This window comes from Rhizobium sp. P38BS-XIX, from assembly GCF_012641435.1.
Taxonomy (GTDB): Bacteria; Pseudomonadota; Alphaproteobacteria; order Rhizobiales; family Rhizobiaceae; genus Rhizobium.
Genome location: NZ_JABAIJ010000004.1, coordinates 126101 through 143493, shown reverse-complemented (window position 1 = coordinate 143493; position 17393 = coordinate 126101). Strand labels below are relative to the sequence as shown.

Below are 17393 nucleotides of genomic sequence, written 5' to 3'. Positions count from 1 at the left end.
ATTTGTTAGGTAACTTACCTAATTATGATTTGGACGCAAGCGGATATTTCGCGGCATCGGATCAATTGACGATGACTGCTGAAAATCAGATGGGAGAGGCAATGCTATGCCGCTGAGCGATGCGGGCAGTCAGGGCATGGAAATCCTCGAGCGTAGATGAGGTGATCGCGCGCTCGACGACACAGAATAAACTCCGCGCCAGGAAATCGCATAAGTGCGGTCCGGTGATCTGGATCATCGCCTCAGTGACTTCGATGGACAGCGGCTCGCCACTTACAATTGCGGGGCAGCTCACGCCCTGCAGACCATCTTTATTTGCCTGACCGATCGGCCGCGTGCAGATGATGCACGTAGCGGCCATGGATCTAGCTCCAACGCTCTTCAGGTGATTTTATGGGTTGGATCGTCGCTCGGGCGGCTCGCGCAAATCCTGCAAAGCCGAGCTTATGCGGCCTCGGCCAGTTCCACGCGGTTTCGGCCGCCGGCCTTTGCACGATAGAGCGCCTTATCCGCCGCCTCGAGCACATGCTTGAAATCATCCGCCGGCTCATGAGAGCAGGCAATCCCGACGCTGACGGTGACATGCACTTCGTCCTGCTCGAACATCAGCGTTGTCGCTTCTATGTCTCTGCGGATCTTTTCGGCAACGAAGCCGGCTGCCCTGACGTCCGTATTCGGCAAGAGGACGACAATTTCCTCGCCGCCGTAGCGGGCGGCGATGTCGCTCTTGCGCACGGTCTGCCGGATCACATCTGCCACCCGGGCCAGCACCGTATCGCCAAAGCTGTGACCCCAGCTGTCATTGATCTTTTTGAAGTGATCGATGTCGAGCATGATGATCGAGAAGGGAATGCGGCGCGTCCCGGCTTCCTTGCTGCAGCGATCGCCTTCGCGCTGCAAAACGCGGCGATTGGGCAGTTTCGTCAGCGGATCGACGCTCGCCTCGTTCTCAAGCGCGCGCTGAATGCCGATGCGATATTGCTCGCGCTGAAGCAGGTCCGACAATAGCATGACACCGAGAATATTGACGATCGAAACCGGAAGCGCAGCCGTGACGAGCAGCTGGTGCGCGACCGACCATGGCAGAAAAATCAGAACGATAAGCGATGTCATCGTCGCCACGCCGAACAGCGCGGAGCGCTTCCAGCCGGTGCCGACCCACTGCCGGGGCAAAAGTGTGAGAAGATAACCGGCTGTTGCGACGATCAGTATGCCGGCGACGCCGCCGACGGCGCCCATGCCGCCCACCAGAAAGCGGAAGACGCCCATCATGGCCGCGGCGACAAGGGTGCCGACCAGGCCACCGTAGATCGGCACCAGCACGAGCAGGATCGAACGGCCATCCTGAAAGACGCCCGGCATCCAGCGTATGGGATCCCCCATCGACAGAATGCCGCCAACGCCGAATAGCAGACCGATGGCAACGGACTTCAACACGCCACGTTCGATGGTCCGCGCCACCCAGGAATAAGCGTAAACGATAATCGCCACTTGCCCCAGGACGCGCACCAACGAAGGCAAATGCGTCTGAATTTCCATCACCGTTCCCAATCCCTGTGCGCGGCCAAACAGCGTAGCCCGCACCGCCCTTAGTCGAAGTCAGAATGAAATACCAAAAAATCTCTGCCAGATCGTTTATTGAGCCCTTCGCATTTCAAAGATTCCGGTGCCCGATCGAACAGAATGCGAAAGACATGATCGTTGCGTAAACCATCGGTAAACACGGCTCCGCGCGACACTGTTCGCGGCATCATATTCCAATAGGCTTATAAACCATCCAGGGTGAATAGTGAGCGAAACCGCTTGCTTCGGTAAAGAAACCGACACCAGATGCAGATGAGACATGCTGCGCCGCTACCAGAGCCACCGTAGTACCTGCAAGTAAAAGCGCCGGAGGTAGTTGAAGATAGTATCCTATGTCAGCGCTCGTCCGGGAAATAGCCATACCGGCGCCACAGGGCTTATGGTGCCCGTATAATTTGCGCGAACGCTACGGTCGCAGATCGCATATCCCCAATTGACCAATTTTTCGGACACATCGTCTCCGAGATTAGTCAACCGTGTCGGAACGGCCGAAAGGGAACTGGCCGCATCCACCGAGCATGGCAACGCATCGTTGGGGACGAGCTTCGAGGGGTCGGTATCGATACCCCAATAGGCGCCGAAGCGGGCGTAGGCCTGGGCCGTGACCAAACTCGCCTCATCGTCATACGCATGAGCGCCCCGGAATCGGCCGATCAGGTCATGACGGCGCAGCGCCCTGACTTGATTGTCCGTCACGTCCAGTATCCGGCGCAGCTGGCTGACCCAATTGCGGTATAGCCGGGGATTTCGTCCGAACGGCGCGCCTCCATCGCTCACGAACAGAGTTGCGAAACGTTTGACCAGCGGCTCGATGCCGTGATTGTCGTAAACGCCGCCGTCCGTCAGAATGACGTTCTTGCGGAAATTGCCAATTCCCGGCACCGGTCGACGCGGCGCCGTCGGCCAATCCTCGAAACTGCCATCGGCGAAATCGAGGATCATGGGTGACAGAATGGGCGGAAATGCCGAGGAAGCGGCGACGGCCTGCGCGAGCGGAAAATTCGGCCGATCGATACGCCCGACAAGATAATCGCCGGCATAGTCCTTGCAGAAGCGCCAGAGCACACCAGTCTGGAGATTGCTTGCGCAGAACATGAATTGCGGCTGATCGGGAAGATCCTGAAGGCTTCGCCCCCGAAACAGGTGTCTGTCATAGACTTTCGCCACTTGTGCGGCCGCAGACGTTCCCGGCAGCAAACCCATGACCGCAGCGGCGAAATCGATGCGGGACCGGGCAAAATCAAGCATCGGTTCGACAAAGACATCGCCCATGTTGGCGAAGTTTTCCCTCACCAGATCCGGCCAGACGCATGCAAGCCAGGCGGTCGCGATGGAGCCACCTGAAACGGCGGAGATGCGCCTTGCCTGCTGCAAAAGCCCGAGTTCGGCCAGACGGACAAAGGCGCCGACATGAAACAGCATGGCCCGGAAACCTCCGCCGGAGGCGGCGATGCCTATTCCGGCCTCAAAGCCGTTGCCGTCCCACGCGAAGGTGTTGGCTTCCAGAGCCTGCTCCTGCGAGGAGAAAGGCATCGCATCGATATTGTCCATGGACCGCAATCCCCGGCCGCCCCGTTCGTCCAAAAACGGCTAGCATCTATCATTTATCGTGAAAAGAGCAGGCGATCCTTGGCAGCTTGCGAACCCGTCTCATAAAAGCGGCCGAACCACGGCTTCTGTCCTGCCGCGGGTGGCTTTGCGAGCGTCAGACTTGTCGGTGCCGTCGCCGTCTGCATAGCCGCGCGGAAATGCAGATGATCGAATATGCGCAGCGCCTCGAGCGCATAGGACGTCGCAACCCGCTGGTCTTCGATCATCACGAGATTGTCGCCGTTGCCCGTCTCGCCGCTGGGCGACAGGTTGGACGAGCCGGTGAACACCTTGGCCGTCGGTAGGTTGAAGTCGGTCACGACGAATTTGTCGTGTATGAATACCACTTCCACCGCTCCACTCAGTCTTGAACGGCTCCGGCGCGTGGTTTGCAAGATAGCTGAAATCCACGAGGCCGACCGTTCCGTCGGGCTTGCGGATTTCCAACCCGCCTTCCTTGTCGGAAATGCCGTAGCTGAAGACATCCTTGCCCATCAGCCGATCGACTGCCTGCCGCACCGGTCCCGAACGGATCTGACTGAGAAAGGCGATGGCGTAGAATACGGAGGAGGAAGCCTGGTCGATGGCCGCACCCACGGGGCTCAGCGACAGATTGCTCGATGCATGCGGCGAGAAGCAGAAATGTGCCGCCGGCATCCCGGGTGCCTGCACCAGATTCCATTTTCCGCTCAAGCCGTCTTGCTTGAAAGCATCCAGCCCCTGGAACGCCAATTCGAAAGCGCGGCCGAACAACCCGGCCGCGTCGGCGGAATGAAACACCAAGGCGTTGTTCGCCTGTATATAAAGCCCCCGGTAGCTGAAGTTGGTCGAGCCGAACAGAACCTTGATGGGCTGGCCATCGCGACGAATGATGAAGACCTTATTGTGTTGCAAGGTCTTGAAATGCATGCGCTTGACGGCACCGGCACCCGCCGAGGCAGCAAGCCGTGCAGCCGCCTGCGATTCCGCGCTGGTGGCCGGCTTATGCGATCCTGAATCGTCGATGATGGCGCGAACGCGCGTGCCGCAACTCTCCAGCTTGGCGACGATATCCCGCTCGTTGAAATCATAGGCGAAGACGTCGATGGAAAGGGTGGGATCATTCACCACCTCATTCAGCAGGCCGAAGATGAGATCGTAGGCCTCGAAACCGAGCCACTGATAGATATCGTCCGAGAGCTTGTTGAATGTCAGGCCCTGATCGGGATCGCTGGGAATGACCTTAGAGTTGTTGCCGAATTTGTCGGCATAGGCCTGCGACGACGCGAAGTTGCGGGTAAAACCGATATCGAGATAATCGCTGTAGGTCATCCGATCGAGCGAGATCGGAATATCAGCAACCTGATCGCCGTTGCGCAGGGCGCCCGCGGCATTCATGTGAATCTTCGTGACCCTGTAGAGATAGGTGCCGTCCTTCGGATCATAGGGAAAATGCATCCAGCGGAATTTCTGGAATGGCGCCGAAGTCGACAGGAAGTTGCGGAAGCCATCCACTGTCTGCCCGGGCGTGTTGTAATCAAAATTCAGGCGATTTCTCAGCGGGATGTAATCGGGCGAACCGGGGCTTTTGACCTCGATCGCAAAGCCGACGAAATCATCCTCGGGATTGGTCACGTCCATTCCAACAAGACACATGCGCTCACCGCGCCAGAGCTTGACCGCAAGGCTTCCAGCCGTGCCCGTATTTGCAAAAGCCATCGTAATCCCCTCTACACGTCTGAATGAAGGTGATGCCTGTTTTCATGCTGGATGATGAAGACTGCCGAGCCTGATGGGTCTCGTCAGAACGGTTCCAGAACCTTGGCAACCGTCGGCGAGCCATTATGAAATTCGGTCACAAGAACCAGATTGAAGACACTGGGATCCCATGGATCGGGATAGCTTCCCAACGGTGCGCCAAGCGCCTGCATCAGTCCTGGTATGTGGCCATGATGCCAGCACACAAGGATCGTTTTGCCGTCGAATTTCGGCTTGGTGAGAAGCGCGTCGACAAGATCGGTATAGTCGTCATCGGCGTAGGACGCATGCAGCTCGATGCCGAGGGCGCTGGCCAGAGGCTGCACCGTTTCAACCGGACGCGCACTGTGCTTGGATATCGCGGTGGCAAAGATGAAGTCGGGTGGCCCAAAGGTCTGCGGATACCAGGTCACGAGCTTCTTCGCCCGTTCTTCGCCGGCTGACGATAGATTGGGATCACCGGGATCGTCGGGTTTTTCGGCATGACGCATGACCATGATCTTGACAGGCGCCATCCGGTCCCTCCCCTGGCTACAGTCACAATCAATTGCTACCATAAACTGGATTGACGATATTCCGTTTGCAACCAAGAGCAATGGTATTTTGATATTGTAACAAAATTTTTATGCGGCATGCGGGATCCGCGAAACAAAGCAAATGTCGGGCACAGAGGCCCTTCTCATGCGCGCAACGCGGCGGCTGGATTGGAGCGCATGGCGCTGAATGTCGGGACAACGGAAATAAACGCCGCAACCGCCAGAAAACCGCCGATCAGCCAAAGGTCATCGAGGGTGAAAGCGACCGGCAGCCGGACGGCCGTTGATGCCGCAAGGCGTGCTGAAATTGCCAGGGCGGCAAAATATCCAAGCGCAATTCCGAGCGCAATCCCCGCCACGAACAAGATGAAGAGCTCACCCCAAACGATCACGATGACCGCGCGGATCGGCGCGCCGAGTGCTCGCAATGCTCCGATCTGCCGTCGTCTCGATCCGACATGCATGACAGTCACCAGCACGATCGCGGCAATGACGATCGCCTGCGTTCCAAGCGCAATCGCCAGAAGGAGACTGCGCGCATCACCGAGCGTCGCGTAGAGCCGCGTCAATACCTCTCCGGGAAAAACGCCGAGCGTGGTGCCGGTCCGGTACTCCTGCCGCAAGCGGTAGGCGTCGGCAATCGTCTTCGGCTTGACGAGAACAGCCGGCACGCCCGGAGCCTGCGCATCGAAATGCTCGTCCAGCGGCGCAGCGGCGTCGACATGGCCGTGCTCATGACCGTCCTCATGCCCCTCCGGCTCCGCACTATGGGTATCCGCCTCGTCACCATCATGATCATGATGCTCTTGCCCGTGCATGCCGTGCAATTGCCATACGGCGCGGATCGGCACCAGAATTGCACGATCCCACGCCGTCCCCGTCGGCACCATGCGGCCGGTCACCTTGTAGGTGATGGCGGTATGGGTTTCTCCGCCGGTTTCGGCCGTTCCATGCATGGGTTTGATTTCGGCGCCTGGCTGCAGCGGAACGTCGGAACCGACCACCGCCTCGCCGAGACGCGCAAACAGAGCGCCCTCAGAAAGAGAGGGTGAAAGTGACGAGATCAGGCTTGTCGTCGTGCCGACGATCGGATGCCCGTAGGCGGAATCGCCGAAACCGACAGGTGCGGCCAATTCGACGCGCGGATCATTTGCGAGACGGCCAAGAACGGCGCCATCCATTAGCGGCAACGGCGCCGGCTGGAGAAACACCGCCGAAAGCGCCAGCTGCGTCTCGCTGCCGGCAGCCCCCACCAGCAAGTCGAATTTCTCTGCCGCTCGCGCGCTTCCGAGCCGAACGGCTCGCTCCTGAAGCGTGACCGTGACGCTCAGGGCAACCGAGAGGGCAATCAGGATGACCACGGCAAGCGCACCGCTCCAGAAACGCCTGAGGTCTGCCAGGATGAAGGTCATCATTGCGCGGCAACCCTCTCGTCGCTGTCTTCCTCGATGCGGCCACTTGTCAGGCGAATACGACGTTCGAGACGCTCGGCAAGTGCTGGGTCGTGCGTGACGACGACGAGGGTTGCCCCCTCTTCCGTTGCGAGCTGCAGAAGAAGTTCCGCAACCTCGTTGCCCGCCTGACGATCGAGGCTGGCCGTCGGCTCGTCGGCCACGATGACGCCCGGGCGCTGCAAGAGCGCACGTGCAACGGCAACGCGCTGCATCTCGCCCCGGGACAGCGTTTCGATCTTCTGCTTGGGTCGGGCAATACCAGTCATCGACAACAGCAGAAGAGCCCGCTCGCGCTCAGCCGACGTCAGACGACGCGCCAACCGCACCGGAAGGACGACGTTCTCGACGGCGGACAGGCCGGGAAAAAGGTGAAAGTCCTGCATGACAAGACCAATGTTGCGCGCGCGAAACGCATCGCGCTTCCCGGCGGAAAGACGCGTAATCTCGGTGCCGCTCCAGGAAATACCGCCTCGCGTGACCGTTTCGAGACCGGTGATCGCATTGACGAAGGTGCTCTTGCCGGAACCGGACGCTCCTGTGATCGCCAACCGACCGCGTGCGGGCAAGTGGAAGCGCGCGACGGAAAGCACCGGCGTGGCGAGGCCCGGAAACTGCATCTCAAGTCCGGAGATATCAAGCGCAAGCATGGAGATCAAACAGTCCTGAACGAAGCGTCCCGAAGACGCAATTGGCTGATGAAGCCGGTTTCCGGATCGGTCCAGGAGCCGTATTCCAGCACGCCCTTTGCGACAATCGGCGCGTTGAACTGAACGAAGGTCTGCTTGGCGGAGAGATAGACGACCATGATGTTGTCGGGCCAATCGGCATCGGACGAGCAGAACGGGCAGAGCGACATCGGAATTTCCGTCAGCACGAAAAAGGCAGCCTCCGCCTTCAGCGGCGGCGCCATGAAGCCATTGATGGCCACATCCTTGCCGTTCAGCTCCTTCACCTTGTCGGAGAATTGGAGCCCGAGCGGGCCGAAACTCTTATAAAGTTCATTGAAGCCGAGCTTTTCGGCAGCGTTTGTCCGCGTCGCAATCGCCATTGCCGGCAGCATGGCCGCAACGGTGAGCAGCGTCCGGCGACGGATAAGACCGGTCCTGATGTGAGACATGGAAACCCCTGAAAATAAGGATGGACAGGCGACCGAAAGCCGCCTGGCCACATTCGCCGACGAGGCGAAATTTACATTTTCTCGGTGCCGAGCGCGAAGGTATCGGCGAGCACGCGGTAGACGTCGCTCTGCTCCATGTAGCCGCGGAAACCTTCGGCGCCAGGGCCTGCTGCCTGCAGGACGATATCGTCCACGGCATGAACGCCGCTGTCTTCGTCCCGCGGAATGTTGCCTTCTACGAAAACGGCACCCGGCACGTCCTTGTAGGCTTGATTGGCGACATATTCCTTCTTCTCGTTCTGGATCGCCGGAACGAAAGGACCGTCGAGCTTCGGACGGAAGGTCTCGTAGTGGTCAGGGCCGTTGTTGGCAGCCATGAACAGACGACGCGAAACGTCGACGCGGTCCGGATAGCCGTCGCCATCCTTGTCTTCGTAGTTCGGGAAGCCGGCCGCCGCATAGGTGCCGACCTTCTCGCGCATTTCGGTGCCGGGTTTATTGTCGTCGACAGTGCCGATAATCGAGACGCCATGCGTGTGGTCGCCGGTGACGACGATCAGCGTGTCTGGGTTCTTGTCCTGGAATTCGCGGGCAACGGCCACGGCCTTGTCGAACTCGATGGTTTCGACCAGAGCGCGATCCCAATCGAGCGGATGGCTCATCTTGTCGATCGAAGCGCCTTCGACCACGAGGAAGAAGCCTTCGGGGTTCTTCGCGAGCTTGTCGAGTGCAACCTTGGTCATGTCGACGAGGCCCGGCTGGTTCGGGAATTTGTCGACGGTGCCCTTCTTCAGGAATTCGCGGTCGAGCGTGACGTCGAGATTGCCGGTGTGGAAGAGACCGAGCAGCTTGTCCTGGTTCGAGCCTGCAGCCGTCGCCAGTTCGTTCTTGTCGGTCGCAACGGCATAGCCGGCGTCCTTGAAGAGCGCGATATAATCCTTGTCGTCTTTACGCTTGGAGCCCGGAACGCTCTTCGACAGGAAATAGGCCGAGCCGCCGCCGAGCAGGACGTCCGGCTTGACGTCATACATCATGCCGACGATTTCAGCCTTGTCGCCGCGCTTGCGGGTGTGGGACACGAGCGCTGCCGGCGTCGCATCCTCGACTTCGGCCGTGGTGACGATGCCGAGCGACTTCTTGCCGGTGCGGCGCAGAGCTTCACCGATCGTTTCGACCTTCGGATCGTCCATGCTCGCCGGCGTGCGGTCGGCATAGACACCGAGTGCGTTCACGGCGGACTTGTGGCCGGTCATGTAGGCCGACATGGTGTTTGCGCTGTCGGTCGCGATCGCCGACGTCGAAGACGTGCCGATGAAGGCGACCGGCGGGATATCGTCCATGGCGAGACGGCCATTGGCCTTGCCCTCCGTCATGCCCTTGGACATGATGCGCGCACCGGTGCGATGAGCCACGGAAAGACCGTCGCCGAGCAGGAAGATGATGTTCTTGGCTTTCGGCGTCGCCGACGTGCCATAGACATCCCAGTTGACCGATTTCTTCTCGTCACCGGCGGCCACCTCGACCTTATACTGGCCAGGCTTTGCGAGCTTGACGCCACGCAGGATCAGAGCCGATCCAAGAACCTTGTCTTCGGCGCCCTTTTCTTCGGCGACGAAATCAGCCGCCTTGCCGAAAACGGCATCGTAGCTTTCGCCGTTCACCGTGATCTTCACGTCTTCCGGCTTCACGACCTTGCTGAACTCGACCTTGAAATCGAACGGTGACCCCACGAGAACCGTTGCCCGGTCCAACGGATAGACCGTTGCCGCATTGGCTGCCCCTGCCAACGCGGTTGCGGACACCATGGAAAGAAGAAGTTTACGCATTGAATACCCCCAGCGTCTTGGTTACTTCCTCCTCCCCCTTATAAAAGCCAGATGACAATCACATAAAAAACGGCCGACTTTCTGCAACCTTTAATTCCAAAGGCGAAAGCACTAAGGGATGCTGATTGTATGATCGCCATCTAAATAAGAGCCTTCGGCACGACGGCGACCTTAGTCCCTGGCCTCGCACCATTGCTGCAAATGGAGGGTCTCAGGGCTTTGCACTGTCAGGATGCGCGGCCTGAAATCCGGGCAGTCCCGCACACCGCTCATCGATTGCGACAATGCGCTTGAGGTCGCGCAGATCGACGTCCCAGCGGCGTGCATTATAGACTTGCGGCACAAGGCAGACGTCCGCCATCGTCGGCTTGTCGCCATGGCTGAACGCTCCGTCGCATTTGCCCAGCATGGCCTCCAGCTTGTGAAGCCCCATGCCTATGAAGTGCTTCATCCACTCTTCGCGGGCTTCGGCCTTGTCCGATATCGTCGTCACATAGGCGGCGACATGCGTGTTGCAGATCGGGTGGATGTCCATGGCGATCGCGTAGGATAGAGTCCGAACCTGCTGTCTTGCGGCAGCGTCCTGCGGCATCAGCCCGCTTTCCGGCCAGCGCTCCGCCAGATATTCGATGATTGCCAATGACTGCGTCATGACCTGCCCGTCGATCACCAGCGTCGGCACGAAGCCTTGCGGATTGAGCTGAAGATAATCCGGGTTTTTCTGCTCACCGTCGAGCAGATCGATCGGCACCGTTCGATAGCCGATCCCGAGCATGTTGAGCGCGATGCGAACGCGGTAGCTCGCTGAAGACCGCCAGTAATCGTAAAGCACGACATTGCTCATGGCGCCCGCGGCCCTTCGTATTTTTCAACCGTTTGCTCGATCGCTCCGAAAATCGAATGCCCGGCTCGATCCTGCATTTCGATGCGCACCTGATCTCCGAAGCGCAGGAATTGCGTCTTTGGCGAACCGGTTTCGATCGTCTCGATCATGCGGATCTCGGCGATGCAGGAATAGCCGTCGCCCCCGGTTTCGATCGGCTTGCCCGGGCCGCCATCGCGCTTGTTGGATACCGTACCCGAGCCGATGATACTGCCGGCCACCAGATTGCGCGTCCTTGCGGCATGGGCAATCAGCTGACCGAAATCGAAGGTCATGTCGATGCCGGCATTTGCCTTGCCGAAAGGCTTGCCGTTGACCGCGACCAGAAGCGGCAGATGCAGCTTGCCGCCATCCCATGCCTCCCCAAGATCGTCAGGCGTGACCGCGACCGGCGAGAACGCCGATGCCGGCTTGGACTGGAAGAAGCCGAACCCCTTTGCCAACTCGGCCGGGATAAGACCCCGCAACGATACATCATTGACCAACATCACCAGCTTGATGGCCTGCCTTGCGACCTGGGGACTGGCGCCCATCGCAACATCGCCGACAACAACGGCAACTTCTCCCTCCATATCAATGCCATGGGCTTCATCGGCGGCAAGGATCGGATCGCGAGGTGCAAGGAAGACATCCGAGCCTCCCTGATACATCAAGGGATCGACCCAGAAGCTTGCCGGCATCTCGGCATTGCGCGCCTTGCGCACGAGCTCGACATGATTGACGTAGGCCGAACCGTCGGCCGACTGATAGGCGCGCGGCAGCGGCGAGGCGGCATCGTGCTCATGAAATCGGATGGTCGGCTGCGCACCGGTTTCAATGCCTTGCGCGATCAGGGCGAGCCGCGGCGCCACGTGATCCCAATCGTCGAGAGCCGCCTGCAGTGTACGTGCGATGTGACCGACTTCCGAACATCTTGTTAAATCGCGCGAGACGACGACAAGCCGGCCGTCTCGGGTCGAGTCCTTCAGGGTCGCAAGCTTCATAGTCCCACTCCGATCTCAGACACTGTCTGGCCAATGGTCACTTGATACCGGGCGTTCCGTCGAAGCGACGCTCCAGACCATCCCAGCATTCCAGATAGTCATCCTGCAGCGTTTCCAGCTCGGCCGCATACTTGGTCAACTGCTGCGGAAAGCGGGTTTCGAACATGAAGGCCATGGTGTGATCGAGCTTGACCGGCTTCAATTCGGAATTCGACGCCTTCTCGAAACCGGACGCATCCGGCCCATGCGGGAGCATCATGTTATGGAGGCTGATACCCCCGGGCACGAAACCCTTTTCCTTGGCATCATATTGGCCGTGGATGAGACCCATGAACTCGCTCATGATGTTGCGATGGTACCAGGGCGGCCGGAACGTATGTTCGGCAACGAGCCAGCGCGGCGGGAAGATGACGAAATCGACGTTTGCCGTCCCGGCACTTTCGGTCGGCGCCGTCAGCACGGTGAAGATCGACGGATCGGGGTGGTCGAACAGGATCGCGCCGACGGGAGAAAAGGTCCGCAAGTCGTATTTGTAAGGACTATAGTTGCCATGCCAGGCAACGACGTCGAGCGGCGAGTGACCGATGTCCGTCACATAGAATTTGCCACACCATTTGACGTGCACCCGGCAGGGTGTCTCCTTGTCCTCGAAGGCGGCAACGGGGGTTTTGAAATCACGCGGATTGGCAAGGCAATTGGCGCCGATCGGCCCGCGCTCCGGCAGCGTGAACTTCGCGCCGTAATTTTCGCAGATATAACCGCGCCAGACCTCCCCTTCGCCCTTGCGTGTCACCTTGAACATCATCCCGCGCGGGATGACGCAGATCTCCAGCGGCTCGACGTCCATGATCCCCATTTCCGTAGACACGCGAATGCCACCGACCTGGGGAACGACGAGCAGCTCCCCATCGGCATCGAAAAAATAGTCGTCGACCATGTCGTCGTTGAAGATATAGGCGTGGGCTGCCATGCCTGTTTGCGTCAGGACATCGCCGCCGGTGGTCATCGTGCGGATCCCTTGCAGAAAATTCAGCCGCTCGCTCGGTGCCGGCAGCGGATCCCAGCGCAGCTGCCCAAGCGGCAGCGAATGATCGTCAAGACATGGAGCGGATTTCCAGAGCGGATACGACGCATTGGAAAAACGGCGCGTGTGGCGCACGCTCGGGCGAATGCGGTACAGCCAGGACCGCTCATTCGTTCCGCGCGGAGCCGTGAAGGGTGAGCCGGAAAGCTGCTCGGCATAAAGGCCGTAATTGCATTTCTGGGGGCTGTTTTGTCCCTGCGGCAGGGCGCCGGGAAGCGCCTCCGTTTCAAAATCGTTGCCGAAGCCCGGCATGTAATTCAGCGCCTCGGCCGCGGAAGTCTGGCTCTCGGCTCTCCCGGATATCGTCTGATCCATAACTCCCCTCCTCCCAAGGGCTGAAGGCGGCCCCGCGTTCTGGCGGAGCCGCCCGAAGGATTTACTCGGCAGCTGCGGTGCCGATGACGCCGCGCTTGATCTGGTCGGCCTCGATCGACTCGAACAGCGCGCGGAAATTTCCCTCGCCGAAGCCTTCGTCACCCTTGCGCTGGATGAACTCGAAGAAGATCGGCCCTATCACGGTCTTGGAAAAGATCTGCAGCAGGATCTTCGTCAAGCCGCCATTCACCACGCCTTCGCCGTCAATGAGGATACCATGTTTGCGCATACGTTCGATGGGTTCTTCGTGCCCGTTCACGCGCGCATAGGACATATCGTAATAGGTTTCCGGCGGCCCGGGCATGAACCGCAGGCCATGATCGGCGAGCGTATCGGTTGCCTGGTAGATATCGTCCGTGCCGACGGCGATGTGCTGGATGCCCTCGCCCTTGTATTTTTTCAGGAACTCCTCGATCTGGCTGGTATCGTCCTTCGATTCATTCAGCGGAATGCGGATCTTGCCGCAGGGCGAGGTGATGGCACGGCTCACCAGGCCGGTAATACGGCCATCGATATCGAAGAAATGGATCTGCTTGAAGTTGAACAGATCGCGATAGAAGTCCCACCACTTGTCCATGTTGCCGCGAAAGACATTGTGAGTGAGATGGTCGAGATAATAGAAGCCGACGCCCTGCGGACGCGGGTCACGCTCGCCGATCCAATCGAACTCGGCATCGTAGGCGGATCCCTTCTTGCCGTAAGTCTCAATAAAATAAAGCAGCGAGCCGCCGATGCCCACGATTGCGGGAACGTCGAGGGTCTTGTCATGACCCTCGTAGGCCACGGCGCCCTTGGAAATGGCATGCTGGAACGCATGTGCGGCATCGACCACACGCCAAGCCATCGACGGCGCTGCCGGACCGTGATCCTTGATGAAACGGGCTGCATGACTGCCGGCCTCGGCGTTCAGGATGTAATTGATGTCACCCTGGCGCCAGACGGTAATGTCCTTGGTGCGATGCCTGGCAACCGTGACATAGCCCATGCGGGAAAAGAGTTCGCGCAGCTTGTCCGGCTCGGGATGAGCGAATTCGACGAATTCGAAGCCGTCGGTGCCGGCCGGGTTATCGGCGGTGATTTCGGATGGCGGCGCATCATGCGGAAAAGGACCCATTTTCTCCTCCTCAGAAGACGGTATTCTCATGATGCAAAGTATGGCTCAAAAATCACGCAAAGTGCTTGCATTATAGCTGTTAATTGCAAATATTACGCACGATCCGTGAGTACTTTAAAGGTTTTATGCGATGGAAGAGCCTCTCGACAAATTGGATCTGCGTCTTCTCGAAGAGCTGCAGAAGGACGGACGGCTGACCAACAACGAGCTTGGCGATCGCATTGCGCTTTCTCCTTCGCAATGTTCACGCCGTCGCACGCGGCTGGAGACGGAGGGCTATATCAAAGGCTACCAAGCCAATCTCGATCGGCAGAAACTCGGGCTTGATATGCTCGTCGTCATTTCGGTGACGCTTGCCACGCACAACAGGGACAATGCCCGGCGGTTCTCGCAGCTGATCAACGGCCTGCCGGAGGTGCTGGAAGCCTATGCTCTGACCGGCGAAATGGACTATCATCTCAAGGTCGCGACCAGGGGACTTGCCGGCCTTTCGCGCTTCGTCAACGACGTATTGCTGCCGCACGAGTCCGTGCAGCATGTCAAGACATCGATCGTCCTCGACACGTTGAAAACCTTCGAAGGATTTCCCGTGCCTTCAGCGCATGGCTGACCTCGCAGCCACCTTGGAAAATAGAGAAATACTAATATGCATCGGCAGTCACGACAGAGGCTTGCTTTCACCCCTCGCACACCTTCCAATCATGCCCACGAGTACACCCCGAGCGAGGACGGGTTTTCATGGGATTGACGGACATTGAAACGCTGCATCTGGAGGAATTTGCCGAAACCTTGCTCAGGTGCAATCACCTTTATCACCCCAGCGACGACTCCATCGCCTTGCGAAATGCGGTGGAAAGCCGGCGGCAGATCGAGATTTTCGATTATAGCCGCTTTGCCGACGCCTTTACGCGCGCGTTTGGAATGCGCAACTCGTTAAAGTGCCTGCAGGCGCTCACCCATCTCAGGGGAACCATCCACACCTACCGAAGCGTCTGCGATCTTGGCTGCGGCTCAGGCGCTTTCAGCCTCGCCTTTGCCTATCTCGCCGACAATCCGGAGCTTGATCTCTGCGGATTGGACACATCCGAACATCAACTGTCGCTTGCCAGGGAACTAATGGCAGCCGCCAGGCTGCCGGGCCGCTTCCGGTTCGAGCGAAAAGACTTGCCGACGCAAATCGGTGACAGGCCGGATCTGACCATCTCATCGTTCTGGTTCTGCGAGAATGAGCAGGCGATCGCCAATCCCGCGCTCTTCGACCTCATGGTCGGCCGGGAATTGCTCGTCGTCGATTACGAGAAAATCATCGATCGCATCGCAACGTCCCTTCCCAAGGGCTTTCGCATTCTTGCGCGGCATAGCACGCAGGTCGACGTCCCCACCACGCTTACCGATTTCGTCGCTCAGGAGCGGGCAAGCGTCTACAGCATCCATATCGGCCGGACCGACGCCTAGATCGACGGCAAATTCTATCCCGCCTCTTGAAACCATATGTCTGCCTTCCCAGCTAGGGTCCAACCCGCTGGTCCGGGCCCCTCTGGTGAGAGCCGTCGGCGCTTTCACGATGTCGGACCTTTTCCGACATCGCGCCGACAGAGGTTCTCCGTCGTGGAAACTTCCGTTCTTTTCATGGAGTGGCTTGGAAAGCCGCTCTGGATGTGGGCGAGCTTTCTCGCACTCGTCATTGCCATCCTCTCTTTCGATCTTGGTATCCTGCACAAGGAGAACAAGGAGATTGGCGTCGGCGAGAGTATCAAGCTCTCCCTTCTCTACATCACCCTCGGCCTCGCCTTTGGCGGCTGGGTATGGTGGTATCTCGGCGCCGATTCCGGCCTCGCCTACATGACCGGCTTCGTGGTCGAAAAGACGCTCGCCCTCGACAACGTCTTCGTCATTGCCCTCATCTTTGCCTTCTTTTCCGTTCCGCGCCTTTACCAGCACCGCGTGCTCTTCTGGGGCATCCTCGGCGTTATCGTGTTGCGCGCCATCATGATCGGTGTCGGTGCCACGCTGGTTGCCGAATTTTCGTGGCTCCTCTACGTCTTTGCAGCCTTCCTTATCGTGACGGGCGTCAAGATGCTCGTCGTGAAGGATGCAGAGCCCGACGTCTCGAAGAACCCGCTGGTTCGCCTGATGCGCGCCCGCTTCAACGTGACCGACAATCATCACGGCGAGCGGTTCTTCATCAAACAGCCGCATCCGGAAACCGGCAAGATGGTGTGGTTCATCACGCCGCTGTTCATGGCTCTCGCGATGATCGAAGTGGCGGACGTGATCTTCGCCGTCGACTCGGTTCCCGCGATCTTTGCAATCACCACCGATCCATTCATCGTCTACACGTCGAACATCTTCGCGATCCTCGGCCTGCGTGCCCTCTATTTCGCGCTCGCCGCCATGATCCATCGCTTCCAATATCTGAAGCCGGCGCTCGCCGTCGTGCTCGTCTTCATCGGCTCGAAGATCTTCGTCGCAGACCTGTTGGGCCTGGAGAAATTTCCCGCCGCACTCTCGCTGGGCATCACCTTCGCCATCATCGCAAGCGGCGTCGGGTGGAGCCTCGTCAAGACGCGCGATAAGGCCACGAGCGCCTGACGCAGCAAATTGCCCGCTCTTGCGCGGGCACCTCCCCTTTCCGTTTCAAACAGTGTCCAGACAAGGTCAGACCGATGATTTCGAATATCCTCGCCTCCCTCTTTGCCACCTTTGCCCTTAGCCCCCTCCAAGCCGAGATCGAACGACATGCGATGGCCGCAGGCCAGCCGGTCGAGATCGTCAGGCAGTCGCAGGCATGCCTGTCCGCCGAGGTTCCAGCGCTGGTCAAGCGGGCTTCGGACGACACGTTTTGGGCAATCTCCACCGTCATTGGCGTCGCAACCGGCTGGAGCGATCCGACCGCTCTTCTGAGCAAGAGCAATCCGAATTGCAGCGCTGTCATCGGCCTTCTCAAGACCAGCGAGGTCGACGACGTGTGACGAGCCGTCGGCGCTCCTCTCAGCAGGCTCACATCCTGACATTCGGCGATGACGGGCGAGGAGCCGCCATTGCGTTGGCCTATTCGTTGTGGGCCAGCCAAATCAAGTCTTGTCGTCAGCATGGTTTCCTCCATCTTA

At 59.0% G+C, this 17393-nt stretch carries 17 protein-coding genes; 4 read left to right on the top strand and 13 right to left on the bottom strand.

Translation table 11 applies throughout. The features are described 5' to 3' along the window. Positions 1 to 85: 85 nt before the first annotated feature. The 13 genes from HGP17_RS15070 to hppD all read right to left on the bottom strand — a co-directional run bounded on the left by HGP17_RS15070 (position 86) and on the right by hppD (position 14283). Positions 86 to 361 carry a hypothetical protein gene (locus tag HGP17_RS15070; protein ID WP_168810285.1) on the bottom strand — a complete coding sequence of 92 codons (276 nt, stop codon included), beginning with the start codon at positions 359 to 361 and terminating at the stop codon, positions 86 to 88. A gap of 83 nt (positions 362 to 444) precedes the next feature. Next, positions 445 to 1539: a diguanylate cyclase gene (locus HGP17_RS15065; protein ID WP_168810282.1), complete on the bottom strand. Its 1095-nt coding sequence runs from the start codon at positions 1537 to 1539 to the stop codon at positions 445 to 447. A 375-nt stretch (positions 1540 to 1914) separates the two neighbouring features. Then, positions 1915 to 3135 (bottom strand): patatin-like phospholipase family protein, encoded by a 1221-nt coding sequence (locus tag HGP17_RS15060; RefSeq protein WP_168810280.1) that lies wholly within the window; start codon positions 3133 to 3135, stop codon positions 1915 to 1917. A gap of 99 nt (positions 3136 to 3234) precedes the next feature. Continuing rightward, the gene (locus HGP17_RS15055; RefSeq protein ID WP_168810278.1) at positions 3235 to 4872 is read right to left on the bottom strand and encodes a phospholipase D-like domain-containing protein; all 1638 of its coding nucleotides are present in this window, start codon (positions 4870 to 4872) and stop codon (positions 3235 to 3237) included. Between the two features lie 83 nt (positions 4873 to 4955). Continuing rightward, on the bottom strand, positions 4956 to 5426 hold the full coding sequence (locus tag HGP17_RS15050) for a histidine phosphatase family protein (RefSeq protein WP_168810277.1): 471 nt from the start codon (positions 5424 to 5426) through the stop codon (positions 4956 to 4958). Between the two features lie 164 nt (positions 5427 to 5590). Further along, positions 5591 to 6862: an ABC transporter permease gene (locus tag HGP17_RS15045; protein WP_168810275.1), complete on the bottom strand. Its 1272-nt coding sequence runs from the start codon at positions 6860 to 6862 to the stop codon at positions 5591 to 5593. Then, positions 6859 to 7548, bottom strand: a complete 690-nt coding sequence (locus HGP17_RS15040; protein WP_168810273.1) for an ABC transporter ATP-binding protein — start codon at positions 7546 to 7548, stop codon at positions 6859 to 6861. Before HGP17_RS15040 ends, HGP17_RS15045 begins: the two co-directional genes overlap by 4 nt. 5 nt (positions 7549 to 7553) lie before the next feature. Further along, positions 7554 to 7961 (bottom strand): hypothetical protein, encoded by a 408-nt coding sequence (locus HGP17_RS15035; RefSeq protein ID WP_246704130.1) that lies wholly within the window; start codon positions 7959 to 7961, stop codon positions 7554 to 7556. Positions 7962 to 8089: 128 nt separating this feature from the next. After that, complete coding sequence (locus tag HGP17_RS15030; RefSeq protein WP_168810269.1) at positions 8090 to 9844, bottom strand: alkaline phosphatase; 1755 nt, start codon at positions 9842 to 9844, stop codon at positions 8090 to 8092. A 211-nt stretch (positions 9845 to 10055) separates the two neighbouring features. Next, complete coding sequence (gene maiA / locus HGP17_RS15025) at positions 10056 to 10688, bottom strand: maleylacetoacetate isomerase (RefSeq protein ID WP_168810267.1); 633 nt, start codon at positions 10686 to 10688, stop codon at positions 10056 to 10058. Further along, the gene (locus HGP17_RS15020; protein ID WP_168810265.1) at positions 10685 to 11710 is read right to left on the bottom strand and encodes a fumarylacetoacetate hydrolase family protein; all 1026 of its coding nucleotides are present in this window, start codon (positions 11708 to 11710) and stop codon (positions 10685 to 10687) included. The genes maiA and HGP17_RS15020 overlap by 4 nt, the downstream gene beginning before the upstream one ends. Before the next feature lie 37 nt (positions 11711 to 11747). Next, positions 11748 to 13109, bottom strand: coding sequence for a homogentisate 1,2-dioxygenase (gene hmgA, locus HGP17_RS15015; protein ID WP_168810263.1), 1362 nt, complete (start codon positions 13107 to 13109; stop codon positions 11748 to 11750). Between the two features lie 61 nt (positions 13110 to 13170). Further along, positions 13171 to 14283, bottom strand: a complete 1113-nt coding sequence (hppD, locus tag HGP17_RS15010; protein ID WP_168810261.1) for a 4-hydroxyphenylpyruvate dioxygenase — start codon at positions 14281 to 14283, stop codon at positions 13171 to 13173. Positions 14284 to 14413: 130 nt separating this feature from the next. Here hppD and HGP17_RS15005 point away from each other — a divergent pair, with 130 nt between their 5' ends. The 4 genes from HGP17_RS15005 to HGP17_RS14990 all read left to right on the top strand — a co-directional run bounded on the left by HGP17_RS15005 (position 14414) and on the right by HGP17_RS14990 (position 17255). Beyond that, positions 14414 to 14893 carry an Lrp/AsnC family transcriptional regulator gene (locus tag HGP17_RS15005; RefSeq protein ID WP_168810259.1) on the top strand — a complete coding sequence of 160 codons (480 nt, stop codon included), beginning with the start codon at positions 14414 to 14416 and terminating at the stop codon, positions 14891 to 14893. Positions 14894 to 15021: 128 nt separating this feature from the next. After that, positions 15022 to 15738, top strand: coding sequence for a class I SAM-dependent methyltransferase (locus HGP17_RS15000; RefSeq protein ID WP_168810257.1), 717 nt, complete (start codon positions 15022 to 15024; stop codon positions 15736 to 15738). Positions 15739 to 15891: 153 nt separating this feature from the next. After that, positions 15892 to 16875: a TerC family protein gene (locus tag HGP17_RS14995; RefSeq protein ID WP_168810255.1), complete on the top strand. Its 984-nt coding sequence runs from the start codon at positions 15892 to 15894 to the stop codon at positions 16873 to 16875. A gap of 74 nt (positions 16876 to 16949) precedes the next feature. Beyond that, positions 16950 to 17255, top strand: a complete 306-nt coding sequence (locus HGP17_RS14990; RefSeq protein WP_168810253.1) for a hypothetical protein — start codon at positions 16950 to 16952, stop codon at positions 17253 to 17255. Positions 17256 to 17393: the final 138 nt, after the last annotated feature.